Source organism: Paenibacillus aurantiacus (assembly GCF_042431225.1).
Lineage (GTDB): Bacteria > Bacillota > Bacilli > Paenibacillales > Paenibacillaceae > Paenibacillus_Z > Paenibacillus_Z aurantiacus.
Map to the genome: position 1 here is coordinate 171,438 of NZ_JBHMDO010000031.1, position 23,627 is coordinate 195,064.

General features: G+C 50.1%; 19 protein-coding genes and 2 pseudogenes. 4 read left to right on the forward strand and 17 right to left on the reverse strand.

The genetic code is table 11. The features are described from left to right. Positions 1-15: 15 nt before the first annotated feature. The 7 genes from ACFFSY_RS18760 to ACFFSY_RS18790 all read right to left on the reverse strand — a co-directional run bounded on the left by ACFFSY_RS18760 (position 16) and on the right by ACFFSY_RS18790 (position 8,641). Positions 16-3,621, reverse strand: coding sequence for an S-layer homology domain-containing protein (locus ACFFSY_RS18760; protein WP_377496819.1), 3,606 nt, complete (start codon positions 3,619-3,621; stop codon positions 16-18). 160 nt (positions 3,622-3,781) lie between these two features. Next, entirely contained in the window at positions 3,782-4,843 is a 1,062-nt protein-coding gene (locus tag ACFFSY_RS18765; RefSeq protein ID WP_377496821.1) for a peptidylprolyl isomerase, read from the reverse strand. 305 nt (positions 4,844-5,148) lie between these two features. Continuing rightward, complete coding sequence (locus tag ACFFSY_RS18770) at positions 5,149-6,303, reverse strand: DNA sulfur modification protein DndB (RefSeq protein WP_377496823.1); 1,155 nt, start codon at positions 6,301-6,303, stop codon at positions 5,149-5,151. Next, positions 6,303-7,442, reverse strand: coding sequence for a DNA sulfur modification protein DndB (locus ACFFSY_RS18775; protein ID WP_377496825.1), 1,140 nt, complete (start codon positions 7,440-7,442; stop codon positions 6,303-6,305). Before ACFFSY_RS18775 ends, ACFFSY_RS18770 begins: the two co-directional genes overlap by 1 nt. 234 nt (positions 7,443-7,676) lie before the next feature. Next, positions 7,677-7,919: a cold-inducible protein YdjO-related protein gene (locus tag ACFFSY_RS18780; protein WP_377496827.1), complete on the reverse strand. Its 243-nt coding sequence runs from the start codon at positions 7,917-7,919 to the stop codon at positions 7,677-7,679. 103 nt (positions 7,920-8,022) lie between these two features. Then, complete coding sequence (locus tag ACFFSY_RS18785; protein WP_377496829.1) at positions 8,023-8,451, reverse strand: GreA/GreB family elongation factor; 429 nt, start codon at positions 8,449-8,451, stop codon at positions 8,023-8,025. A gap of 1 nt (position 8,452) precedes the next feature. After that, positions 8,453-8,641 carry a sporulation protein Cse60 gene (locus tag ACFFSY_RS18790; protein ID WP_377496831.1) on the reverse strand — a complete coding sequence of 63 codons (189 nt, stop codon included), beginning with the start codon at positions 8,639-8,641 and terminating at the stop codon, positions 8,453-8,455. Positions 8,642-9,100: 459 nt separating this feature from the next. On the opposite strand from ACFFSY_RS18790, the gene ACFFSY_RS18795 reads away from it, so the two are divergent. The 3 genes and pseudogenes from ACFFSY_RS18795 to ACFFSY_RS18805 all read left to right on the forward strand — a co-directional run. Further along, complete coding sequence (locus ACFFSY_RS18795) at positions 9,101-10,174, forward strand: glycoside hydrolase family 15 protein (protein WP_377496833.1); 1,074 nt, start codon at positions 9,101-9,103, stop codon at positions 10,172-10,174. Positions 10,175-10,493: 319 nt separating this feature from the next. Continuing rightward, a pseudogene (locus ACFFSY_RS18800) lies at positions 10,494-10,630 on the forward strand (transposase); the annotation flags it as partial. A gap of 6 nt (positions 10,631-10,636) precedes the next feature. Next, positions 10,637-10,828, forward strand: a pseudogene (locus ACFFSY_RS18805) (transposase); the annotation flags it as partial. Between the two features lie 177 nt (positions 10,829-11,005). On the opposite strand, the gene ACFFSY_RS18810 reads toward ACFFSY_RS18805, so the two are convergent. Further along, the gene (locus tag ACFFSY_RS18810) at positions 11,006-11,818 is read right to left on the reverse strand and encodes an AraC family transcriptional regulator (RefSeq protein ID WP_377496835.1); all 813 of its coding nucleotides are present in this window, start codon (positions 11,816-11,818) and stop codon (positions 11,006-11,008) included. A 118-nt stretch (positions 11,819-11,936) separates the two neighbouring features. On the opposite strand from ACFFSY_RS18810, the gene ACFFSY_RS18815 reads away from it, so the two are divergent. Then, positions 11,937-13,166, forward strand: coding sequence for an MFS transporter (locus ACFFSY_RS18815; protein WP_377496837.1), 1,230 nt, complete (start codon positions 11,937-11,939; stop codon positions 13,164-13,166). 153 nt (positions 13,167-13,319) lie between these two features. Here the strand turns inward: ACFFSY_RS18815 and ACFFSY_RS18820 are convergent, their stop codons facing one another. The 9 genes from ACFFSY_RS18820 to ACFFSY_RS18860 all read right to left on the reverse strand — a co-directional run bounded on the left by ACFFSY_RS18820 (position 13,320) and on the right by ACFFSY_RS18860 (position 23,357). Then, positions 13,320-14,882 carry a response regulator gene (locus ACFFSY_RS18820; protein ID WP_377496839.1) on the reverse strand — a complete coding sequence of 521 codons (1,563 nt, stop codon included), beginning with the start codon at positions 14,880-14,882 and terminating at the stop codon, positions 13,320-13,322. Next, entirely contained in the window at positions 14,875-16,776 is a 1,902-nt protein-coding gene (locus ACFFSY_RS18825) for a sensor histidine kinase (RefSeq protein WP_377496868.1), read from the reverse strand. The genes ACFFSY_RS18820 and ACFFSY_RS18825 overlap by 8 nt, the downstream gene beginning before the upstream one ends. A 34-nt stretch (positions 16,777-16,810) precedes the next feature. Beyond that, positions 16,811-18,469 (reverse strand): extracellular solute-binding protein, encoded by a 1,659-nt coding sequence (locus ACFFSY_RS18830; protein WP_377496870.1) that lies wholly within the window; start codon positions 18,467-18,469, stop codon positions 16,811-16,813. Positions 18,470-18,688: 219 nt separating this feature from the next. Next, positions 18,689-19,564: a LysR family transcriptional regulator gene (locus ACFFSY_RS18835; RefSeq protein ID WP_377496841.1), complete on the reverse strand. Its 876-nt coding sequence runs from the start codon at positions 19,562-19,564 to the stop codon at positions 18,689-18,691. After that, positions 19,549-20,448: a LysR family transcriptional regulator gene (locus ACFFSY_RS18840; RefSeq protein WP_377496843.1), complete on the reverse strand. Its 900-nt coding sequence runs from the start codon at positions 20,446-20,448 to the stop codon at positions 19,549-19,551. Before ACFFSY_RS18840 ends, ACFFSY_RS18835 begins: the two co-directional genes overlap by 16 nt. A gap of 229 nt (positions 20,449-20,677) precedes the next feature. Further along, positions 20,678-21,565 (reverse strand): sugar phosphate isomerase/epimerase family protein, encoded by an 888-nt coding sequence (locus ACFFSY_RS18845; protein WP_377496845.1) that lies wholly within the window; start codon positions 21,563-21,565, stop codon positions 20,678-20,680. Positions 21,566-21,673: 108 nt separating this feature from the next. Further along, positions 21,674-21,943, reverse strand: a complete 270-nt coding sequence (locus ACFFSY_RS18850; protein ID WP_377496847.1) for a phage scaffolding protein — start codon at positions 21,941-21,943, stop codon at positions 21,674-21,676. 9 nt (positions 21,944-21,952) lie between these two features. Then, complete coding sequence (locus ACFFSY_RS18855; protein ID WP_377496849.1) at positions 21,953-22,267, reverse strand: hypothetical protein; 315 nt, start codon at positions 22,265-22,267, stop codon at positions 21,953-21,955. A 355-nt stretch (positions 22,268-22,622) separates the two neighbouring features. Further along, the gene (locus tag ACFFSY_RS18860) at positions 22,623-23,357 is read right to left on the reverse strand and encodes a hypothetical protein (RefSeq protein ID WP_377496851.1); all 735 of its coding nucleotides are present in this window, start codon (positions 23,355-23,357) and stop codon (positions 22,623-22,625) included. Positions 23,358-23,627: the final 270 nt, after the last annotated feature.

A 23,627-nucleotide genomic window follows, 5' to 3' on the forward strand; every position in this document is an offset into this window, starting at 1 on the left:
CAGTCCTCCTCATTATTATGCCTTCTCAATAAGCATCAACAGGTTATGAAGCAGCTTGGCGCCTTGCGCTCGCGTGCCATGGTCATCTGGCTTGAAGAGGTTGCCGGGGGAACCCTTCATCAGCCCCAAGCCGCGAGCTGCGGCGATCGCCTCTCGGGCCCAGCTCGGGGAGGAAGCCGTATCGTTGTACGGTTCAGAGCTTACGTCCGAGAATGCCGTCCCCGCTGCGTACGCGTAAGCGCGAACGATCATCGCAGCCATCTCTTGGCGCGTCACGGCGGCAGTCGGTTCGAACCTGCCCTCGCTCTTGCCGCTTATGATACCGGCTTTCGCTGCTAGCGCGACTTCTTTCGCGTACCAGGCATCGGGCTTCACATCTTCAAACTGGGATTCCGCTATCCCATCCAAGCCTAGCGCCCGCACCAGCATGGCTGTGAACTCGGCGCGGGTAATCTCCCTCTCCGGCGCAAATTGCGATGCCGACACGCCTTCGACCACATGCCGCGCCGAAAGATCCGTTATCGCCTCGCTGGCCCAGTGGCCGGTCGCAACATCTAGGTATGATTTGCGATATTCCAATATGGCGTAATTGCTGAAATGAGAGATCTCCGCCTTCATCCAGCCATCCTTCCACTCGCCGCCGATATATTCCAATGCTCCGCTATCGGATACGTAATAGACGCCCGCGAGCCGCCGATCGGTCTGCGGGTTCGCCTTCATCGCGACGGCAAGCGGCTGATCGAAGCGGCTGATTGCCGTCTTCCGTCCGTCTGCATTCGTCACGGTGAGGTTGAACGCCAGCATTTCGCCAGCCAATCCTAGATCTGCTTCTGCTTGACGACCGGCAGCGATCAGCAGCGATTTAGCCTTGCTTTGTTCCATTCGTTCGACAGAGAGGGAAATCGTGCTTTTCTCGCGCTGCGTTTGATCATTCGGTAAAGCTTTGACCACCTCTTGCAGCCACTCGTACGGGAGCGTCATGCTGATGTCGCCTGCTTGTATAACCAGGTCGGAACCTCCGGCCAACTTGGGCGCATGGCCCGGCAGCACCAGCTCCGTAAACGCCTTATCCGTTCGGATCACGATGGCGTCCGCCCCATTCCCTTTCAGCTGCTCCGGTTGAACTTCCACTCTCCCCGGATCTTCTGTCGGAGCTGTTATCGGGGGTTGAACGGGCGTTTGCGGCAGCGTCGGTCCTGGTGTCGGGTTCGGCTCTGGCTCGACGACCACATGGTTCTCCAGGATGAGTTCATTCAGCGCAATATTGCCCCACTCTCGGTTGGCATCATTGACCTTCAATCGGATTTTGCTTGCCGTAATGGTCGGCAGCTCAATGGACTGACGCTCTTTGGTACTGTCGTTTAGCTTCCAAACGATCGATGCATTCGATAATGCCGTTACCCATTTGGCGCCATCGAAGTATTCCACATCGACATTGGTGATGCCTTGGCCGATCCCGAAATGCGTAATCAAGGTGATCTTATTGACCGTAACCGAGCTGTCCCCGTAGTCCAAGGTTATATAACCCGGGAGCGTAATGTCGGTAGAGCTGCCCCACGTCGACGAGACGTTGTTATCGATAATGTTGGCAATCGCTCCTCCCCCCGTTGGGAACGTCGTGCTCGCAATATCCGCTGCCTCGAAGTACAGCTCCAGCTCGTTTAGCGTAATATGGCCCTGCTGCAGGTTGCCGCCGTTCACCTTCAATCGGAGCTTATTGAACATGGTTGTAGGGAATTTCACCGATTGGATCTCGTCTGCAGCGGTATTCGATTTCCACTCAACCTGGATACCCTTCCGAATGGGAACCCATGCCGAACCATTGTGATATTCGAGATCGAAGTTCGTTATTCCCTGACTTTGTCCCAATGATGCGTTAAGCTTCAATAGGTTGGCCGTCACCTGAGTAGAGCCGAAATCGAGCGTGATATCGTTGGGGAAGATAGGCGAGGTCTCGCTCGACCATATGGTCTCGTAATATTTATCGTTAATCTGTCGAATGGCTGATTTGGTCGTGAACGTCGTGCTCGCGGTCGCAAGCGGAGCCAAATTGTCGGTTGGCGTGCTTGGCAAGTACACCGGCGTTACGGTGATAGGATCTGGCATTTGGCCAGCCGGAGGTACAGAGCCCGCATATTCGTGGGCGCCGATGTCCGGAGCGCCGTTGTATAACGGATTGCCATAATAATCCCGTCCTCCGTTATCGGTGATGCGTATGCCCGATCCGATTAACGGGGAGTCCGGTTGCAATTGGTAGCCTCCGACCGTATTCATGCCGTTGCCGCCGCTGCCGGGACTTGCGAATTTCGGATCGCCGATGACCTTATGGGCGTCATCTTGAACGAGCGTGTTTCCACCGAAATAGGCGTTGTAGTCGAAATGTTGTCCTCGTAGATCCCATCCCTTATCGCCTACGCTGTAATAGGCGTTGTTGTAGTTGTTAATGTTGATGGGGGACCCCGAAGCCTTCGTGAAATAATCGCTCATGACCGGATTTGCGGAGGCTTCTCCCACATACACCGAGTTGTTGTAGTTATAGACCGTATCGATCGACCCGCTGTACCGGAAGATGCTCTTCCGGTCGTTCTGGCTGATGTTATACCGGACGATCGTATTGATCGTGTAGTACGTGTCGTTCACGAATAACATGAAGCCGCCCGCATTATCATGACTGTAGTTATACTGGACGATCGAACCAAGGTTCCCTGCATCCACGTCGAACCCGTGGCCGTCTTCCGCTCCGTTCACGCTCTCGAACGATTCATTGAATTGCACGAGATTGTTGTCCGCGTAAGCCCACCATATCGAAGCGTTGGTCGCCAGGTAGGTCGCTTGTTGGACCGTATTATGTTCGACGATCGCCCCATCGGTGACATTCCAGGCAATGCCGCCCGTTGCCGCCCTGATGACGGTATTATTGGAGATCTTCACGTCGGTAGAAGGCGTCCATGGTCCGTACGGCTTCTGCACCCATGGCCACAAATCGCTCATGCCATGGCGCAAAATACAATTGGAACCGATATAGATGCCATATGCATCCACGTCCGTCAGTGTATTGCCGTCAATAAGAATGCCGTCGAAGGCGCTTGGCGTGACCGACCCGACGGAGTCGAATATAATGCCTCCCGAGCGTGTCGTATAAGAGCCGTCGACATCGTGAATCGTTAAGTTCTTCACCTGGATGTGGCGCAAAATGCCAGCTTCTTCGTTCAAGATATAGACGCCCCGACGTTGACCCCGGGGATTCTCCCAATCCCGGTCGAAAGGCAGCGGCGACCGGTTCGTAACTTCCAGATTGTTGATTTCCCAGTACTGCTGATTTTTCAAGAAGATCGCTTCCAGCTCGGACGTCACGCCGGCGATCAGAGGCTTGCTGCCCGTGCCGTACTGGTCAATGACGATGGGACTACCGCTTGCTCCCGAGCCTTTGGGCCAAAGTCGGCCGTTCCAGCTGCCTCCCGCTTTGAATAAAATTCGATCGCCGGGCGAGAACGTCGTGGCATTGACCTTGTCGAGCGACTTCCAGGCGCTGCCTGGATCTGTGCCGTTATTGCCGTCATCCCCTTCGATATTATCGATGTAGTATGTCGTTCCGGCCGCGTCGGCGATTGGCGGCGACACAAGGACTATTCCGCAAAGCATCGCCATCATACACACGATGGCGAGGAGTTTCGTTGATATCCGCTTGGACGATTTCAATATTGTCATCCTTTCCTGCGATTTATGTCAGGCATCAATCGGGCCCAATTGATGCGTTAACATCCCTGCCGATAAAACCTCCTTAGAAGTTTCGATAGGCGCGATACGCGGTCTCGTTCAACTCGATTTGCGCTTGCGCGACTCGCTTCCCGACATATTCCTCGTATTGGAAGTCGGCGTAATCTTTACGAACTTGTTCCTTGATCCTATTGAAATCCTGGAAACCGGAACCTTCGATTCGGTTGTCCAGGCACTTGATCAGATAGTAACGTCCGTTCTCTTCGATCACGCCGCTCCATTCATTCGCCGATAGCTTCTCGGCGGCTTGCGCGACAGGACTTCGAGCATTGCTTCTGACGTCGCTCGAGTTATAGACCTTCTCCAACTTTTGGACGCCAGCATCGAGCGCCTTCGGAATATCTTCGAGATCGGTCCCGGAAGCCGCCATGGCCCGCGCCTGTTCCATCGTATTTTTGGCAGCGTCTTTGAGCGCTTCGTCAACGGCCTGATTGGCATTCAGGAACGATAGCGAGAGCAGCTGTACTTTCACCGATCCGTCCGATCGGTACAACTGTTGTTTCCGCATGTCGTAGAAGCGTTTTAAGGTTTGATCATCCGGCTTCCATGCTGCTTGCATGAACTGACTTTTGACTAACCGGGTCGTATTGCTCAGCACATATTCGAAATAAGCATCCTCGCCGTATCGGATCGGACCGTATATGACTTCGTTATTGTCGACCGCACGCTGTCTTCTCTTGTTTTCTTCTTCCAACTGCCGCAAAAAGCTATCGTAGCTGATGTCTGCCAACACGCCCGCCTCTTGCGCAATCAGCTGCCTGACTTTGATCCGAACGCTGTCATCTAGCGCCTTCCTCTTGATCGTTTCCGCTGGCACTTCGCCCCCGAACGACGTCGTCCAAAATTCGGACGTTTGCTCCGCGCCGTATTTGTTGTAGAAATAATCGATGATTTGAGCTTTGCTCGCTTTGACGGCATACTCGAATTCTTTGGTGCTGATTGGAGATCCGTTGACCATCGCTATATAAGCGACTGTGCTATCTGGTTTGATCATGATGCGGTTTACGATCATGGCAGCCGGTATGACGATTACAATTAATAGGACGGCTACAACCCGTCTTCTCATACCCATCACATCCTTCTCGGTTTGCGAAGTCGCAGGATAAGACAACCTTATTCGTGTATTGACCTGTGAATATTGTAATCCCGGCAAGAAAACGCTTGCAATTTTAACCTCTTTACTTTTGTTTCATTCTATTGACATCATGCTAACCGCACGAGCTCGCTCGTATTAAGCCTGTCGCCATCGGCGATCGGATAATAAAAGGGACCGTCCGAAGCGGACAGTCCCTGTTCTTTTACGATTTTGTTATGGTTCGCACTGGGGGTTTGCCCCCGCTAAGCGGTGGCAACTTGCTTCCAGCTCTGTAATCAAGCGCTCTCTTCAAGACGAAGTTGACGGAGGTAATCCAACACAAGATTGTGTTTCCTCATCGACTTATCATAGATAAGATTAATCTTGCCGTTATCCAATCGACCTAGGCTGCTCGCCAGCTCCTCGTTATCGTGACTCCAATCGATATGCCGCAAGATCTGGAAGCACGAGGTCCAATTGCGATGGCCCCCCTTCTCGAGATCCAGGCTCTCATGCGCGTACAACGCAATCGCTTCTTGAACAACTCGGCTTGAGCTGATGTACGACCCAAGACCGGGCTGCTCGGGAAAATAAGGCAGCATGCCATTAAAAAACTGGTGCAGCACTTCCGTATAGGTGGTGGGATCATGACGAACCCTGCGCGTAAGCTCATACGACGTTTGCGTTTTCCCCGTAAACAAGAGGGAAGCGATCGTGTGCAGCCAGCTGAAGCACGTGAAGTTCTTGTTATAAGCGGTTAGATTGTTGCGGGTCTCCACGCCGGCGCTCTTGAGCAGCGTATTATGATCCGCTACCTGCTGGATCATCGTATTGATCGGGTCGCTGCCGTCAAAGGCGTGCCCGAGCTCCTTGCTGACCAGCTGTACCTTACTGTTGATATCGCCGAACAGCTGTTTCTCTTCCTCTTCGGTTAACCCGATATACAGCTGAACAGTCAGCTCGCTCTCCAGCAGATCCAGCCTTCTGGATTCGAGTTGACCTAATAAGCCTTCCAGCTGCTCCGTATGCTCCCGAAGGGCGTCATCCTCCGGATGCTGGCGGCATTTCACCTTTAAGCGGCTGAGCTCCTTCTCATGCTTACGGCTTTCCTTCGCCAGCTGATCGTTCGTGTACCCCAGCGCCATGATGCGATGCTGCCCATCCAGCGTACTCAGTTTAGCCCCATGCAGCAGGATGAAGTGATCCTCGGCTTTCATCAAGGACGAGATGTCCCGAAGCGAGAGCGTGACTGGCCCGAAGAATACATGGTCGAGCTCCCGCTCCTGCAAATATTTCGCGATTTTGCGAAGCTGCCCGCCGCTAAGCTTCCGCTGTACCATCGGGTCAATGATCGTGTAGTTCAACAAATCATGGACGCGCATGGATACCGTTGTAAGTCCGAAGCGCTCGCAATAAGGCTGAATTTTCATCGACAGCTTAAGACCATCCATTAACCGGCATCCTCCTTATCCGTAATGAGGAAGTTGTGTTGATCCTCATAGAAATCTTTAATCGATTGGTAGGCTTTCATAATGCGGCTTCTGCGCGGCAAACGCGTTTGTTCATCGTCTTTGTAAATATGATCCCACTGGATATGCGGAAGAATCTTGGTGGCATATTGCAGGGTGTACTTGTTGAACTGCTGTGACTTAAACGCTTCCTCATGCAAAAACAAGGCAAGCGCAATCTGGATATTCTCCGTCCAGCAGATTGAACCTGGTTCCGGTTCCGGAAGGACATGGAGAAGGCTTTCAAAATAGTAGGAAGCCTGCTCGAGATGCTCATTTAGGGCAATCTCCGTAAAATGATATCCGTTATGGCGAGCATTGACTTTCAGGCGCCCTTCGAACAGCCCCACCAGCAATTCGATCAACAAGGAGTAAGAGAACAGATAGCCCGGACTCTTCCCGCGTTCGGAATAAATATCGGTCGGCAGATGCTTCATCACCGGGTATTCCTGAACAAGCCGCGTTGCCATCACATGGTAAAACCGCCGTTGTTCCCGCAGCATCGCCAAATTACCAGCTATTTTTCGAGGAAGTTTATTGATATCCGAGAACAGCTGACGTTCCTGCTTCGGGTTAATGTCGCGATAAATCATGACGGACATCGGGAACGCATACAGCCTCTTAAGACGATCCGTAATTTCTTGAACGCGTTCAAATTCCCTTCGGTCCTTAGCCCGGGCCAAGTTGCTCTGCAGCATCTCCATCACGCGGCGAAACGCTTCCAGCCGGTGTTGACCGTCCACCACATAACACTTCTCCATCGGCTGCAGACGATACGTGGACGTGGCCGGATCATATTGACCGGCGCCTCGCGCAGACAAGATAATCCCCGGGAAGTAAATGCTCTGTCCGTGCTCAAGATACAGCAGCAAGTAGTCTACGAGCTGCGAGACATTCTTGGGAATCAGTTGACGCTGAACTTCAAGGTCAACCTCGTAGATGGAAAACAATTTGTTCATCGCCACCGTAGCGGACAGCGTCGTTTGTCCGAACGTTCTCGCCGACTGGGCGTGAATCTCGATGAACGTTCCGTTCCCTGAATTTTCTGATATCAGATCCGACAACGTTTGCACAGGCTCCATAATCAACCTCCGTTAATAATATCTTTGCTCCAGCCTATCGGAATGATTCCATCCAACTGCTTGACGATGCTCGAAACACTCCTCTATTCGTCTAATAGTTTATCCATTTTATGATTCAACTAAAACAGACATTCTCCTCTATTACGAATGAAAAAAGACCTTGCAGCGCCCGTGAAGGTTGAAGTACCTAGACAAGACGGCCAAGCACGAGTATCTTGGCCGTCTTTCGACAATCTATTTCGCAACATGAACAACTTGAGGCAGCATCCGTATGTTTTCTTGCATGCCCGAATGGCATACGGGGCAATGCGGTTCCAATAGAAGCGACATGTTTTTCCTCATCCAGGATCGGCAATTCGTATCCATGCACTCCCAAACTTCCGTCTCGAATAACGGCGTTTCGACTGTATATCGCGCTTGCTTTGAGTTCCTATGGTTCATCGTAGATACTCCCCCATGATCTTGGCGTATACGCATCCAACATCGATACCATTCTCATGACCTCCTGTGAATGATTGACTAAACCAATGAAAATAAGTGCCTGGAACTTTGCTTAGTGACTGCGTGAATAGGTACGGTTTTAAGGCACGGAAATGCATTCAACGACGTACTCGCATTCACCGTCTGGCACCGCCACATTAACAGTCGAGTAAATCGGCGATAGCAGCAGTTGTCTACCGAGCGGCGACAAGAATGAAATGCATCCCGCGTCGATATCCGCGTGATCTGGATAACAGATCTTGTAGCTCTCCGCAACATGAGACTGCTTATTGCGAATCGTAACGGTACTGCCAATAACGACAAAAGTTAATTTGAAGTCTGGTTCATGCGTCAAACAAAATAGCAGTTTTTCTATGCGATGAACGTATCGCTCAAGCAGAATTTCGGTCGATTTTCGTTCCACATGGCGATCAGGCAGCGGGAAATAGGCATCTAACATGGCTTTTTTCGATTCTTCCAAATGAACGAGCTGCCCCAGAATGTACGCCCTTATTTCAAGATTATTCATGCTAACCTCCTTGTTTGGTCCTGTAGATAATGGCAATATGACGCTGTTTCATCAGAAACGGATGCTCGCATTCAATAATGGAGAACTTCAGATCGACATATTGCTCGGGACCGATGGTGGATAAGAATTCATTGGCTTCATCGGTTGCGCTGCGGGAAAGCGTGTCCGCGAACGTTTTTACTTGAATCATGCAGGATGCATTCCTTTCATTCATAATGCTAGCATATTCTAAACTCTCATCTACATCTGTAGGAAATCCGAGCACCTCCCGTGACGTCGTATTGACTTATACATTAAATGTAAAAACCTATAAATAAGCACAAAGGCATCCCGACGGGTTAACCGGTCGGAATGCCTCTATTGCTTTGTTTTATGGGGTACACTCGATGCAAAAGTCTAGACTGATTATGGCACCATCTTTGTAAATTGTCAACAAATTTGGATTGTGGAACCATTAAATGCCATCTATTCAGACAAATAGAAATACCATTCGCCGATTGCGGACATCTTTTACCCGGCATCTTCACATTTGAAACCGAACTTCCGATAAAAATGACATAACCTGCTAATAGGCTCCCTGTTAACGTTGCCAATTGTTATACGTCACTCCATGCAGATTTGCTCTAATCTACTAAAGAAGGTGACACGCATGTTTATTACGCAAGAGAAACGCGTTGCCCAATCCTATGACATACTAGATCGATTACGGCTGCCGAACGGTCTGTATGTCGCCTCTTCCTCAAGTGATTACAATTTCATTTGGCTGCGGGATACGTTCTATGAGGTTCTCCCTTACCTCAACAAAAGCTGCAATCGCTACGAAAGCACCTACTACCGCATCTTGGATATTTTTCGCGACTACGAATGGAAATTAGATATTCACACCAAGCAGAAGCCTACCTATAAACACGAATACATGCATCCTCGTTATACCGCGGATACGGTACGAGAGGTCGAAGCAGAATGGGGAAACAAGCAGCATGACGCGACGGCTGCCATTCTGTTTGGCATCGGTGAGGGTATGAAACACGGTAAGCGCATGCTTCGCGATGATAAAGATCGAGAGATCGTCCAGAAGCTCGTTCAATATTTGGAATGCGTGCAATTCTGGGAAGATCCGGACAACGGCATATGGGAAGAGTACGAAGAGGTGCGCTCATCGTCAGTAGGTGCTTGCGTGGCTGCGCTTAAGTCTGTGAAGGACATTGTGGATGTACCCGAATATATGATCGAGAAAGGGATGGAGACGCTTTACGAGCTGTTTCCATACGAGACCCGAACGCGTAAATATGATTTGGCTCAATTGACGCTCATCTACCCGTTCGGCGTATTCGGCGGCGAGATCGCTCAAGTGATTGTGAATCAAACCGAGAAGCACCTATTAAGAAACAATGGAGTCCTTCGTTATATTGGTGACAGCTACTACTCTACTTTAGAAGCAGAGCATGGCCGAGGACGCTCGCGCTCGTTCTATGTAGGAACAGAAGCCGAGTGGACATTCGGATTTGGCTTCCTGGCTTTGAGTTATATGAAGCTTGGTCATATCGCGAAGGTGCGTTCTTACATTGGACGATTCGAAGATGTTATGCTGGCGGATGGTTCGTTGCCTGAACTCTACTATGCGAACTCAAGTCATTATAATCCGAACACGCCGCTCGGATGGTCGAATGCCATGTACATCTTAGCCAAGGAGGCCGTTTGCTCCCTATATAGTGAAGGCTAGAGGGGGTGTCCCAAAAGTCATCAAAAGATGACGTTGGGATACCTCCTTTTTCAAATGCAATCTTTTGGTTCCCGCATCCACTGCGCGGTCGCATGTTCTTCAGATATAAGGTGATTGGTTTGCGTTCACTGTCGCAAGACAGGGAATGCAGCATTCACCGACACGCTGTTGTTCCCGGATTCCCTGAATGTACTCGGCGAAGGTAGGAATCCACTCACAGAGGATGATTGGTTTGCGCTCCGTTATGGAGCGCAGCATTCATCCAAAGGCGAACGCTATCGCTTCTTCAGAATCATGCGTCCGCTCCGTTCGGGGTCATAAAATGCTGACGAAGATCATCCTTTACGCCTACACGCAGCGGATTTACTCCTCACGCCAATCGCCAAAGCCGTCCGAGAGAACATCATGTTCATGTGGCTGGCCGCGCGGCAACGTCCAGACTTCCGCACCATTAACTGCTGATGCCCGCTGAAGGTAAACTGCACGAAAGCGGCCGGGAAACGGGAAATTAAAGCGAGTCTAGAATATCTTCTCTACAAGCAACAGGCACGCGAACGTTTGAAACGCGATGATGGCTATACCCTTTCCGTTCGGCGGATGCATGAACCAGAAAGCGTATTTGGACAGATGAAGTATAACCGAGGATTCCGAAGAAAGCGGCAGTGGACCGAAAACGGCAAATGTAGCTACAGGGATACGACCCTGTAGCTACATTTTTTGTGCGATTAGGGAGGCTTCGGGGTTAGAAAATATTTACTTTAACCCTTTTGAGTCGGACCCTATCGAATTATTCACGCACCCAGTGCATCAAGGTTCAGCTTCTTGTAGCGCCTACGTTCGCGAGTTCCTCCACTTCTCCGGCGTCATGCCGGCCGATCTCGCGAACGCACGGTAAAACTGGCTGGGGCTCGAGAAGCCGAGGCTGCAGCTAATGTCTGTTACCGACAGCTCGGTCCTCTCGAGCCGCCGCATCGCTTCCTCGATACGCAGGAGGAGCACGTACTGATACGGCGTTACGCCAACGGCGTTTTTAAAAGAGCGTATGAAGTGGAATCTGCTTTGCAATGCAATCGAGGCCAACGCATCAATGTGAATCTCGTCCGCGTAATGCGCATGAATATATTCAAGCACGTGTCGCAGGTAGGGATCGGATGAGAAGGCGCCTACCGGCAGGTCGGTATATGTCTTGGAAGCATGATCGTGACTCCCGGCCAGGTTGCCAAGCAGAAACTGAAGCACCGCCGTCTCTGTCTCCTCCTGCGCCAGCCGATCGGTCGGATCGCATGCCAGCAGCGCCCCCATCCACCGGCGGAAATGCCGGCTAACGATGGTCGGATCGAACGCCTGACGAACGGCAAACTCCAGCTCGGTGTACGGAACGAGCTCCTGCAAGCTGCCGCGGCCGATTTTAAAAACAAGCACCTCCGCATCATGCCCCATATTAAAGGAATGATTCTCGAGCGGATGCTGAACAAGCCCGCTGCCGCCCGCCACCATGTACTCCTTATTCTCCTGTGTAAAAAAACAGGTCCCGTTCACGGGTACGGTCACTTGAAATTCGCCCTCATGAGCGTGCGGCAGGTTGGAGAACTGTCCTCCAATGCGCCATAACTCCAGCTGTGGCGTAACGATCTGTACGATCATGTGCAATCACCTGACACTCATTATAGCAAATATTGCTCGTTTGAAACGCAATTATCGCGAAGACTTCGTCCTCGTTCTTAGCTATGATGAGGTACAAAAAAAGAAACAGGTGATCGCCATGTCTTCAACAACAACATCATCATCAACTGCAGCTGCGGAACAATCCGTCGGCAGACGCGCTGCGTTCCTGCTGATCGGTGTCAGTCTAGCCCATCTGCTGAATGATGCGATGCAATCGGTCGTTCCTGCCGTCTTTCCGCTGTTCCAGCAATCGATGAAGCTGAGCTTCGCCCAGATGGGGTGGGTCGCTTTTACGCTCAACGTGATGGCGTCGGTGCTTCAGCCTTTGATCGGCGCTTATACCGACCGCCGGCCGATGCCGATGCTGCTCCCCTTGGGGATGCTGTTTACGCTGCTAGGCATGGGCGGAATGGCTATTGCCTCCAACCTGACCATGCTCATCGTCTCTGCGGCGCTGGTCGGTATCGGGTCTTCGATCCTGCATCCGGAGTCTTCCCGTGTCGCGCACCTTGCCGCAGGTAAAGGCAGGGGTCTGGCTCAGTCGGTGTTTCAGGTTGGCGGCAATACCGGGCAGGCGCTGGCGCCGCTGTTGGTTGCTTTCGTCATCACCCCGCAGGGGCAACTGGGGTTTCTGTGGTTTACAGTACTTGCCGTAGCTGGCATCCTCATTCAGAGTTACATCGCCAGGTGGTATGCGCATCATATTCAACTATCGGCTAGAGCCGTGCGCCGCTCGGCCAATCGAGGCCAAGATACGCTCAGCAGAGGCTTTGTCGTCTTCGTGCTCAGCGTGCTAATCGTGCTGCTTTTCTCCAAATTCGTGTACTTGGCCAGCATGACCGGTTACTACGCCTTCTATTATATGGACAACTATAAGCTCCCGCTTGAGAAAGCCCAGCTCGCCTTGTTCGCGCTCCAGTTCGCCGGAATGCTTGGGACGCTGCTTGGCGGTCCGCTGGCCGATCGCTTCGGCCGGAAGAAGATCATCTGGTTCTCCATCTTCGGAACGGCGCCGTTCTCGATTCTGCTGCCTTATGCCGGCCCGGTCGGTTCCATCCTGCTCTGCTTGGCCGTGGGCGCCATCCTGATGTCCGGCTTTTCCGTCATAATCGTGTATGCGCAAGAGATGCTTCCAGGCAAAGTAGGCACGATTGCAGGGCTCTTATTCGGGTTGTCCTTCGGTATGGGGGGACTCGGCTCCGTGCTCTTGGGCTGGCTGATCGACCAGACGAACGTGGCCTTCGTCATCCACCTTTGCGCGTATTTGCCGTTGTTGGGCGTGTTTGCCTTCCTGCTGCCCAAGGATGCCAAGCTAATTCGGGAGTAAGGTATCGTTTTTTCCTATGAAAGGTATAGAAAACCGAAGATTGTTTGCGCGGATGTATTTCAATAAACTGAAAATGTGAACTTACCTCATGAGACTATGACCCATAAGAAGGACATGTGTGAAATAACCTTCTTGCGGGTCGCAGCGTCTGATTCAGGGCATTCTTGGCTCAATCATCTGCCTGCGCTGGTTTCGAAATTCCAGCGCTGTGATGCCTTCGGTATCTTTGAATTTCCTCGTAAAATGCTTCACATTCTCGAATCCGACTTGCTCGCTAATTTCGTACACCTTCAAATCAGAGGTCACCAACAATTCCTTCGCCTTCTCCAGTCTTAACCGGCGAACATAGCTCGAGAAGCTCTCCCCGCTATATTCTTGGAAAGCCTGGCTGAAATACGAGTAATTGAGGGAGAAATGGTTGGACACGACCGCCATGTTCAAATCGTCGGCATAATGCGTTTGCAAGTAGGCGATCACTTTCTGCATCGTATTTTGTTCCGCCGGCGCTTTCTCTCTCCAATCCGGGATGAACCGGTCCAGACGATCGAGAAGCTGCCAGGTGGCGATGTAATAATCTTCCAATCGATCGAAGTTCCCGATGTGCCCCACGTTGGCGTGCGACCTTAATAGATCAAGCGCCTTATACCCATAGATGTGGAACAACTTGTCGAACAGCTCCTCGTTCAGCAGCTGGCTAATGCGTTCCAGATAGCCGATCTCACAGCTGCTAATCATGCGAACATCGAGGATTTGATCGAGCAGCTGTTTGATTTCATCCCCGCGTCCCATTCCGATGAGGTTCAATATGCGACGGATGGACTCAACAGGAACGACATGCTGCTCATTGCGTTCATGGATGACGCCGGTGTATTCCAGCACATCGAGTTCCGGAAGCAATAACCCGTATTTCAAGGTTTGCTTCGCTTGACTGTAGGCCCACCTGATCTGCTCGATCCCTTGCACGGCATCGCTAATCGCAATTCGCAGCTGCGGCTCCGATTCACGTAATTTCCACCGTTCCGCCAACTGGTAGAAAATCTCCGGGTCACGTGCAATCACAATGGTTCCGCCTACTCCGTCACGAGTGAGCATCCAATCGATATGCCCTTGCAGCAGCTCCGCGATTTGATCCCGGAAAGAAGCAGCGTCCGCTCCGCTAGTCTGTGCTCCCCCGCCGCGACGCATTAGCAAGCCCAGCGTATAGCCTGCATCCAACCAGCTTAGGCCGGCTTCGTCCGGCGTTATCGCATCCCCTACGTCCTTCTGGGTCAAATACAGCGTAACCAGCTCGGCCGCAGATATGCGGGCCTCATCGCCCGCTGTGTCTGCCCGCTCTTCTCTCATCCTAATCTCAAGCATTAATCGCTCCAGGATGGCAAACAATTCATCCAGCTTCACAGGCTTGATGAGATAATCCTTCACCGCGCAGCGGATCGCTTTCTGCGCATAGACGAAGTCATTGTAGCCCGACAGCAGAATAACCTCGGGTTTGACCGGATCGTCTTGCAGCTGCTCGAGCAGTTCAAGCCCATCCATAATGGGCATGCGGATATCGGTGAACATAATATCCGCAGGTTCCAAGCGAAGCAGCTCCAGCGCCTCTTGTCCATTCTCGGCAAATCGGTAGCTGAACTGATTAGGAAGCTGCCGCTCGATGACCGATTGCAGCCCCCTCCGAATGATCTTCTCGTCGTCGACGATCAGCAAGCTAATCATAGATGTCTGCTCTCCCTCCCATGACCCGATAGGGCAAAGTCATGATTACGCGCGTATAGCTTCCTTCCTGACTCTCGATCCGAATCCCATATTCCACCCCATAGCTCATCACTAATCGTTGATCCACGTTACGCAGACCGATTCCGTTGCTGTCCTGGTAATCGTTGCGAACGATTAATTGCCGGGCATCCTGGTACGCGGACTCTTCCATTCGCAGCATTCGATTCAATAAGCCAAGCGTCTCCTCCGGTATGCCGCATCCGCTGTCCGTAATCTCAATGACGCAAGCTTGATCACGCAAGGAGGCCGAGATATGAATAACCAGATTGCCGTCGCTGGAATGCATGCGGCGCATCCCATGCTTGATGGCATTCTCGACTGTAGGCTGCAAGGACATTTTGAGCGATTCCTGCTTGAGGCATTCCGGCGCAATCGACAATCGGAGATCGAGTCTTCCATCATAACGGATATTCATGATGGATACATAATCCTGGACCTGCTGAATCTCATCGCTGAGCATGACGTGATCCCGATTCCACTCCATGGAGTACCGCATCATACCGCCTAGCGAGGTCATGATTTCCGATATCAGGTACTGCCCTTCAATCTCCGCCAGCATCTTGACGTTCTCCAGCGTATTGAAGAGAAAATGGGAATCGATCTGGTTCTTCAGCGCGCGAAGCTCGGCTTCTTTGCCTGCCGCCTGCCTGGCTGCCTGCTCTTGAATAAGCTCGTTAATCTTCAGCATGAGCTTGCGGTAATGATAGCCTAGCTCTCCTACCTCATCGGTACCGGTAATCGGCGGCAGCTCGACGTTGAAGTTACCGCTTCTTACCTGCTGCATCGATTCTCGCAGCGCCTTAAGCCTGCGCAATATGATCGCTTGCATCGAGTAAGACAGCAGGATGAGAAATGCCGCTAGCAACGAAATGAGAACAAGGTATCGAACTTTCGAATGATTAATGTCTTTCATCGTGTCCGCAAGACTAACCATATTGACCAAATGGACGTCGATCGATGGGATGTAGCTCTGAAAGGCCAGGTAGGACTGCCCGTTTACCTTGAACTGTACGGTCTCGATACCGGAGTTGCTCGTCAGCTTCACGCTCTTCACCAATTCCTCCGCGCTGTGCTGCTCGAATACAGGCGAACCCTTCAAGCTGAATACCTCTCCGCTCCGGGCGACGACGATCAGTTGGGAGTTCGCGTCCTGCACGCTGCTGAACGTGCCGGAGAAGAAATTCGATAGTTTCATCGATATCTCCAGAACCCCGTTATGGGTTGCATTGTCCGGATATTTGAATTCCTGCAAGTACGTCATGAAGGGCTCGTTCGGCGATGGTTCGGATGGCAGTCCGGTGAGGACGATGTTCTCTTGTATCGCCCACCAAGGCAACCCGTTCTGCTTCATCGCTTCTTCATGCCAAGGCCTGTCTTGAATACGGGTTTCCTGCAGGATGACGGGCCAAATTTCATTCACATACCGATTGTCCGTGAACAATCGGACATTCGCAATGCGCGGATTGTTGAACAGAAAATATTGAAAGTTGTTGACCACGTCTTTCTTAATATGCAGCACTTGCGCTGCATCCTGCGTCTGTTCAATTTGCAAATATTTGTTCATCTCTCGATTGGATAACGCAAGCTGTGCGGTCCAGCCCATCAGCTCGATGTTATTCTCGATGTTGATCTCCTCGACTTCAAGCACATTCTCGTTATTCTTCATCAATTCTTTCATGGCCTTGGCTGACTCTTCATTGAGCGTATACCAAGAGAATAGAACAACCGGTATGAAGATCACGAACACAAACGATAGAATCAGTTTGACTTGAAGCGAAAGGTTAAACGCAAATGCACGTATCCCCAATAACCAACGAATTACCGCGCGTCCCATCTCCTGTCTCACATCCTGCTGCTTCCTCTAACAACTATTGATTGAACGACGATTTCAGCTTCTGTACATTCCGTTCATAGGCGGCTTGACGACTAGCTTCGATCGCTTCATGCTCGGGATCCTCCGTAATCGTTTTCATGTACTGAGCGAATAGCTGATCGAACTCGGCATCCGACCCCGCCATCAACAGCTTGGGCAGCGTCTCGGCCCAGAGCCGCGTGTTCTCGGTTTGCGCGATACCTTCCTTCGTCGTCGGGTCCGGATCCAGATTGTCGAATTCGGTCATGCTGATCGTCTTGCCCCTCGTCCATTCCTTGATTTGCTTGGCAGGTTCGGCATCCATCCCCGTCATCCATGCGAGATTCATGTTTGTATCCATGAGCATCCAGTACTTATAGGAACCGCCGTATTTGTTATCGAAGGCTTGGCGGTCGGTGTTGAGCAGATGCTTGACCTCCGGCAGGAGCTGATCTTTGCCGTCTATTGTATCGTAGGTAACGCCCTTCTCGCCCAAGAACAAATCTTTGTTTCCCTCTTCGCTGAGCAAATAGCTGAGGAACGCGATGGCCCGCTTCTTGTCCTTGACGTTCTTCGAGATGAGCGTTACCGTCCAACCCGAGACGCCATTGCCTGCAAGGGTCGGCGGATCCTGCGCATCGTTCGCCGGACCGTCAATCGCGATATACGCCTTATTCGGGTCTTTGCGATATAACGTTTGGTTAATCTCCGTAAAATCAGACCACTGATACAGCATGGCAAAATAACGACCTTGCGATATTTTCTCATCCTTCTCCAGTCGTTTCTCATCAATATAGACATCTGTCGGCATCAGTCCGTCCTCATTCGCTTGGCGGAACACCTTCAGCCATTTCAGATAGGTGGGATCGCTTCGACGGTCGTACAGTTTGCCGTCTTTCTGCTGCGGAATGGCCAGGAAGTTCTGAAGATAGGAATCGAGCGAATAGTTGCCAGTCTCCGTAAATTCATGCAGGCCGATCGGAATGAGCGGCTGGCCGTCGACTTCCGGAAACTTCTCCTTCGCCGCTCTTAGCGCGCCGAGAAATCCTTCCGGCGTGCTCATATCCGGTTTCCCAAGCGCTTCATACATGTCTTTTCGAACAACGAAGGTTTGATTAGACGTGAATAGCTGACCATATTTGCGATAGTCCGCAGGGGAGGAGGAGGCATTCGGGTAGCCATACACATTGCCGTCGGCTTGGGCATACCAGCTGAGCTTAGCGGGGTCCGCGACTTTAAAGAAATAAGGATCATACTGGTCTGCCAGCTCGTTTAACGGAAGCACCGCATCGCTATTGATCATCTTCTGCACGGAATCCTCATACGAGGCTAGCGTGATGAAGTCAGGGAGCGACCTTGCCGTAATCATCGTGTTCAGCTTCTCGCTGGCGTCCCCGGCAGGCACGATGAAATTCAAGCTGACGCCGGTCTTCTTCGTAATATAATCGGAGACGATGTTTCCTCCCCATTTGCCAGTGAACCAATCGAAATTGATATACCAGTCAAACGTAATCGGCGTCGTGTCCTGCTTCCAGCCGGGCTCATCCGGAGATAGCTCTGTTCGAGAAGAATCTGCCTCCTTAAGATTGGCGCTTACGTTCGCGCGATTGTCAGCATTGCCATTGCTCGATGTGCCCGTGTTCCCAGAACAAGCCGTTATCGTCGAACACATCATCAGAACGAGTAACAACATTGCTGATTGACCTCTTTTACCCACTCATAGCTCCCCTTCGTCTGCGCGCTAATCGATTCAACCCCCTGATTTCCCCCTCATAAAGTAGGGTTACGGTATTCAGGAGCATCATTTTAGTGCTAGTATAAAGGTTATTGCTGGCAAATAAAAGGGTCGTCCTAAGCAGGTTTCTAGGCACGCTTGACATCTGGAGGAAGCGCATTAAGAGGACAATGGCACATGTTTTAGAAAAAAATCGATGCATTTCTGAACAGCAGGATTATTGTGATGTCTTCTAAAAACAAGCTTCATCTCACGCATTGGCGTTGGATCTACAAGGCGAATGAGTTTCAATTGGTGAGCAGCTAAGATCTCAATGGAAGAAGCAGGTAAAATCGCTGCCCCCATCTTGTGCAGCACCATGGACAGAAGAATGGCCGTGGACGTCGACTCGAACTTGGGTTGCAAGGTTTTGGCGATTGCGGCGCCCCATGGTTGAAGCTGCTCGATTGCGCTTATATCCCCCACGAATAAGGAAGCGTCCAAGCCCTCTAGCTCATGTAAAGAAACCGCCGTTCGATCTGCCCATGGATGATCCGCATATACGACCAATGCTAGTTCTTCTTTGTACAGGTGCAAGATATGAACTTCCTTGTTCGGCTCATAGCTGTCGGTACATCCAATATCGATACTGCTGGTCAGTAATTGTTGGGATATCTGTTCTGCATGAGCAAATTTCAGCGCAATGTCAGGATACTGTTCATGAAATTTCAGAAAATAAGGCGTTAAACCAAAAAAGTCCGTCGGAGAAATGCCAATGGAGAGTTTTTTTACCCGGGCATTGCGTAACTCGTACGTCTCATTCTTCGATTCCTCAATGAGCCTCATCACGGAAACGGCTTTCTCGTATAGAATCTCCCCGTCGGCCGTAACCTTGACCCCTCTGCCCACGCGTTCAAATAGCGAGGTTCCAACCTCGGTCTCTAGAAAGCGGATCTGCTGACTTAAAGTAGGTTGAGAAACCATGAGAACTTCTGCCGCCTTCGTGAAGCTTCCTTCTCGGCAAATTTGAATGAAACATTCTAATTGCCTGAACACGAGAGATTCACCTCGCCTTCTCTTACATAGGAATCCATCTCTTGAATAAATACGTTTGCGGTGGATCGCAATGCGAACGTATTTAGATAGACAAGCGATATATCCCAACGCGGAATATGGCCCTCTAGTTTAATAATGCGCAAGGCATCATCCTGCAGACTTTCGAGCAAAGAGGTTGGGATCAGCGCCGCTCCAAGTCCATGACGAACCCAATGAATCAATACGGACGTGGAGGACGTTTCGATGATCGACTTCAAGGAGAATCCACAATAGGAACCATACATATCAAGCAAGGATTTGTTTTGTTGTCGGAACATAATCGAATCCATGTGCTTGAGCGATCGGAAAGGAATCGAAGATTCGTTGGCCAAAGGATGATCGGCATGAACCAACAGCGCCATTTCTTGTCGATACAAATGCGTCGAGATGACCGCGGCGTCTGAAACCGGATAGGCCGTGATGCCAATGTCCACCATCTGTGCGAGAACCTTATTCGCGGCATCCTCGGTATCGGTAATTTTGAGCGAAACATTCGGGTACTTTTGGTGAAATCGCATCAAATAAGGCGCAAGATATTCAAGTTCGGCAGGACAACATCCAATCGATATGGTCTGTTGCGATTTTCGGTTTCGGCCATCTATTTCATTACGCGCCTCTTCAAGCAGATTCAGGATCGCGTTGCCTTTATTCAAGAGAATTTTGCCCGCTTCCGTTACTTCAACTCCTCTGCTTACCCGATCGAATAATTGTGTATTGTATTCATCCTCCAACACCCGGATTTGCTGACTTAGCGTAGGCTGTGTCACCCCTAACTCTTCTTTCGCTTTGGTGAAGCTGCCTGATTTGCAAATTTGAATAAAATATTCAAGCTGGCGCAATTCCACGGTGTCATTCCTCCCTTAAGTGTGATCGTGGTTATTGCAGGACGTTGTAACCATTATAAGAAGGAACCTGTCACGGAATATATCCGCTGGATTTCAGGTGAAGGTTGCTGGATTTTAGGGTTGGTGTTTGTTTTAGAAAACAAAAAAGCCTAGCATGGGATAAGTATCCGATGCTAAGCTCCTTACTATTTGAACGAATCGTCCGAATCTCCCAGCGTTCCGAAACGGGTTAGATCGGATTTGGCACAAAATTGCCGCCACGGCACTGCTTCAAATAATTCAGCGCGTGAACCTGTCCGGTCATCTCCAGCTCGCCGCAGTAAACCGGGTCATGCCAGCCTTCGATATCGATCGTCCCTTTATAGCCAGCTTGCCGCAATATCGTAATAATATCGGTCCATTTCGTGTCGCCGAACCCCGGTGTCCGATGCCAGACGAACGGCTTAGGTCCATGTATACCGTATTCCTTCACAACATCCCATGCGATTGTTGCATCCTTCCCATGCACATGGAACACTTTATCGACCCATTTGCGCAGCTGCGGGATCGGATCGATCAAGGACACCATCTGATGGCATGGCTCCCACTGCAGGCCGATGTGCTCCGAAGGAATGGCATGAAACATCATCTCCCACGCGGTCGGATTGTGCGCAATGTTCCAATCGCCTGTTGCCCAGCTGCCCCCCATATCGCAGTTCTCGAACGCAATGCGAACGCCTTTATCCTGCGCCCTTCTCCCCAGCTCGCCGAAAACCTGCGCATACTTCGGAATCGAAGCTTCGATCGACTCTCCGGTCAATCTTCCCGTGAAGCCGGATACGATGTCCGTGCCGAATAAGTGAGCATGATCAATAAGACGCTCCCAGCTGGCGAGTGTATCCGCATTATCGCCTGTTCCGGTTAGCGGGTTACCGAATATCCCTAGCGTCGAGATGATGAATCCATATTCATCTTGAAGCTCGCGAACCCGCTTGGCGGTCTCCACGAGGTCTGTGCCGCCTGTCGTTTGCCAGAAGGTCAAGCTGAATGACTCGAAGCCGTGAGAGACGATCTGCGGGATGACCCTTACTGCATCGCCCCCGCCGACCAAAGTGCCGATGCGAAGTACATGTGTCATCTAAGTACCACTCCTAATGGACATATTGTTCACCTAAGCAATCTCAGTATAGTTGCAGAGGTGTTCAGTTTCTCGTTCAATCTTGTGTAAAACTAGCTCAATCTTGTTTCAATAGTTGGTTACCGTATCCACTGCACCGGCCACCGCCAGCTTGATCGCGGCCAGATCCTTAAGCTTGGCCTTGTACTCGTCGCCGGACTTCTTGTTGTCGGCCTGCAGCGTTTCGATTTGCTTCTTCGGCTCTTCGTTGTCGCCTGTCGATTTCTTCAGGTCAGTCAGCTGCTTGTCGCGTTTTACGCTTACAATGCCAAACGGCGGAAATAAAAAACCACCCATTGTTGGGTGGTTAATTTTGTTGCTTGTTAGTTCAACTGTCATATCCTTGACTTAAGCATGTTTGAACAAATTAAGGAAGCCGATATCTTGATCATTGTCGCTCCACAAAACATAGGTCGTTCCTGTATTAGCCGTGCCGTTATCGGGATCTTTAAACCCGACATAATTTTGCGCATACTTCACATATCCGATCCCGAGAACAAAATGATAGTTCTCGTAAGTATTACCCGATACAAACATATCGTAACGTATGCCGACAGGCAAGTTTGAATCTATCGCCGAAGTGTATGCCCCCCATGCAATGCTGTCAGTTCCCCGGTGTTCAGTGCCAACACATTTCTCACCGTTATGACGCAAATGGATCAATATTCCCTCTGAGTACTTGGCCAAGCTGGTTCCAAAAGAGGTGGTCCCCATTTCGGAATATAGATGATTTACAAGCTGGGCGTTACCTCCATAGTATGTACTGCTTCGTACATTATGCCCGTTGGCAGCCAGGTAATTTGCCGAATCCTAAATGGCTATCAAAGCAATGTACTGGTATAATACAAGAAAGGAAAGAATCTGTATATTATTAAATACAGGTTCTTTCCATTTCTTTAAAATGATTGTAAGTATGCATTTATCAAGACAATTTCATCCTGAGAAAGTGTTGATGGTGGACCAAAGGCATGTTCTTTCAGTCGTTTTTGTCTTTTAAAAGGATGTTCTGCAACAGTACTCACATCGCGTCTAAGCCTGTCATCTGTTCATTTACATACTGCTTTAATCCAATAGGCAATAACTCCAAGTCAGAGCCATCCTCAATCCAATGATGAACATTGCAAGAAAGTGGTTGAGACGGATTCCAGCCCCAATTATATACTAGTTCTACAGCTTTAGCAGCCACAACATGATAGAATTTTTTGTTTATGTTCGCTGTCGTAATACCGAGGAAATGATCGTCACCATATTTACTTTTCGGTGTTCTTACATTTGCTGTAGCCATCAACGCGGTAAGTAATTTTAACTTATTAACAGGATTAGTAATCTTGAGGTTAAATATTGCCGAACTAATTTCTTCGGTATTTCTCTCCGTAATAACTTTACGAGCTAATAAATAATATATACTAACTATCCTATCTTCAAAATCTGCAGGAATAACGCTCGAATCACATATTTCCCTAAAGAGATTAATTCCCACCGAGAAATCCTTCTGAGAAACTGTAATTTCTAAAGCATGGATTTCCAATTTGCTAATTACCTTTCTAGGTGAGCTTGACACAGGCTTAAAGAACTCATCTATATCTTTTTCGAATTTTTTTGCCCTAGAATCCACCATTAAAATGATCAGTAGCTCTTTGAAAGCAGTAGCATGATCTGAAGTATGAGGAAGTTCCTTCATCGGATCGACTAAGGTAATAGCATATTCATCACAGAGTAATTGTAATTCATCACTATATCTATAGGCAATCATATACGCAGTAGGAAGTTTCCCATAAAAAGCGAGTCTGTAAAATATTCTCGTATTATGAGGTTAGCCAGCTTAATCTGGTTGACCTCATTTTCATTTACAATAGCTGTAGCCGGGGAGGACGATAAAATATCTGGGCAGTAAGCCCGTTACACAAACTGTCCACCTGCTATTGTGCAAACCATGATTAAGCTGGTTGAGACCTAGATCTCAAATAACACGCGAAGCTATGGACGTGCAATGGTTAGTGGGATCCGGTGAACTTACTTGAGG

What these genes read in the sequence shown, in the direction of transcription:
- ACFFSY_RS18785 (WP_377496829.1), bottom strand. Translation starts at nt 8,451, where the DNA reads ATGAATAATCTTGAAATAAGGGCGTACATTCTGGGGCAGCTCGTTCAT.
- ACFFSY_RS18810 (WP_377496835.1), bottom strand. Translation starts at nt 11,818, where the DNA reads ATGATCGTACAGATCGTTACGCCACAGCTGGAGTTATGGCGCATTGGA.
- ACFFSY_RS18815 (WP_377496837.1), top strand. Translation starts at nt 11,937, where the DNA reads ATGTCTTCAACAACAACATCATCATCAACTGCAGCTGCGGAACAATCC.
- ACFFSY_RS18795 (WP_377496833.1), top strand. Translation starts at nt 9,101, where the DNA reads ATGTTTATTACGCAAGAGAAACGCGTTGCCCAATCCTATGACATACTA.
- ACFFSY_RS18845 (WP_377496845.1), bottom strand. Translation starts at nt 21,565, where the DNA reads ATGACACATGTACTTCGCATCGGCACTTTGGTCGGCGGGGGCGATGCA.
- ACFFSY_RS18830 (WP_377496870.1), bottom strand. Translation starts at nt 18,469, where the DNA reads ATGATGTGTTCGACGATAACGGCTTGTTCTGGGAACACGGGCACATCG.
- ACFFSY_RS18850 (WP_377496847.1), bottom strand. Translation starts at nt 21,943, where the DNA reads ATGACAGTTGAACTAACAAGCAACAAAATTAACCACCCAACAATGGGT.
- ACFFSY_RS18775 (WP_377496825.1), bottom strand. Translation starts at nt 7,442, where the DNA reads ATGGAGCCTGTGCAAACGTTGTCGGATCTGATATCAGAAAATTCAGGG.
- ACFFSY_RS18825 (WP_377496868.1), bottom strand. Translation starts at nt 16,776, where the DNA reads ATGGGACGCGCGGTAATTCGTTGGTTATTGGGGATACGTGCATTTGCG.
- ACFFSY_RS18860 (WP_377496851.1), bottom strand. Translation starts at nt 23,357, where the DNA reads ATGATTGCCTATAGATATAGTGATGAATTACAATTACTCTGTGATGAA.
- ACFFSY_RS18770 (WP_377496823.1), bottom strand. Translation starts at nt 6,303, where the DNA reads ATGGATGGTCTTAAGCTGTCGATGAAAATTCAGCCTTATTGCGAGCGC.
- ACFFSY_RS18780 (WP_377496827.1), bottom strand. Translation starts at nt 7,919, where the DNA reads ATGCGTATACGCCAAGATCATGGGGGAGTATCTACGATGAACCATAGG.
- ACFFSY_RS18790 (WP_377496831.1), bottom strand. Translation starts at nt 8,641, where the DNA reads ATGATTCAAGTAAAAACGTTCGCGGACACGCTTTCCCGCAGCGCAACC.
- ACFFSY_RS18765 (WP_377496821.1), bottom strand. Translation starts at nt 4,843, where the DNA reads ATGAGAAGACGGGTTGTAGCCGTCCTATTAATTGTAATCGTCATACCG.
- ACFFSY_RS18820 (WP_377496839.1), bottom strand. Translation starts at nt 14,882, where the DNA reads ATGATTAGCTTGCTGATCGTCGACGACGAGAAGATCATTCGGAGGGGG.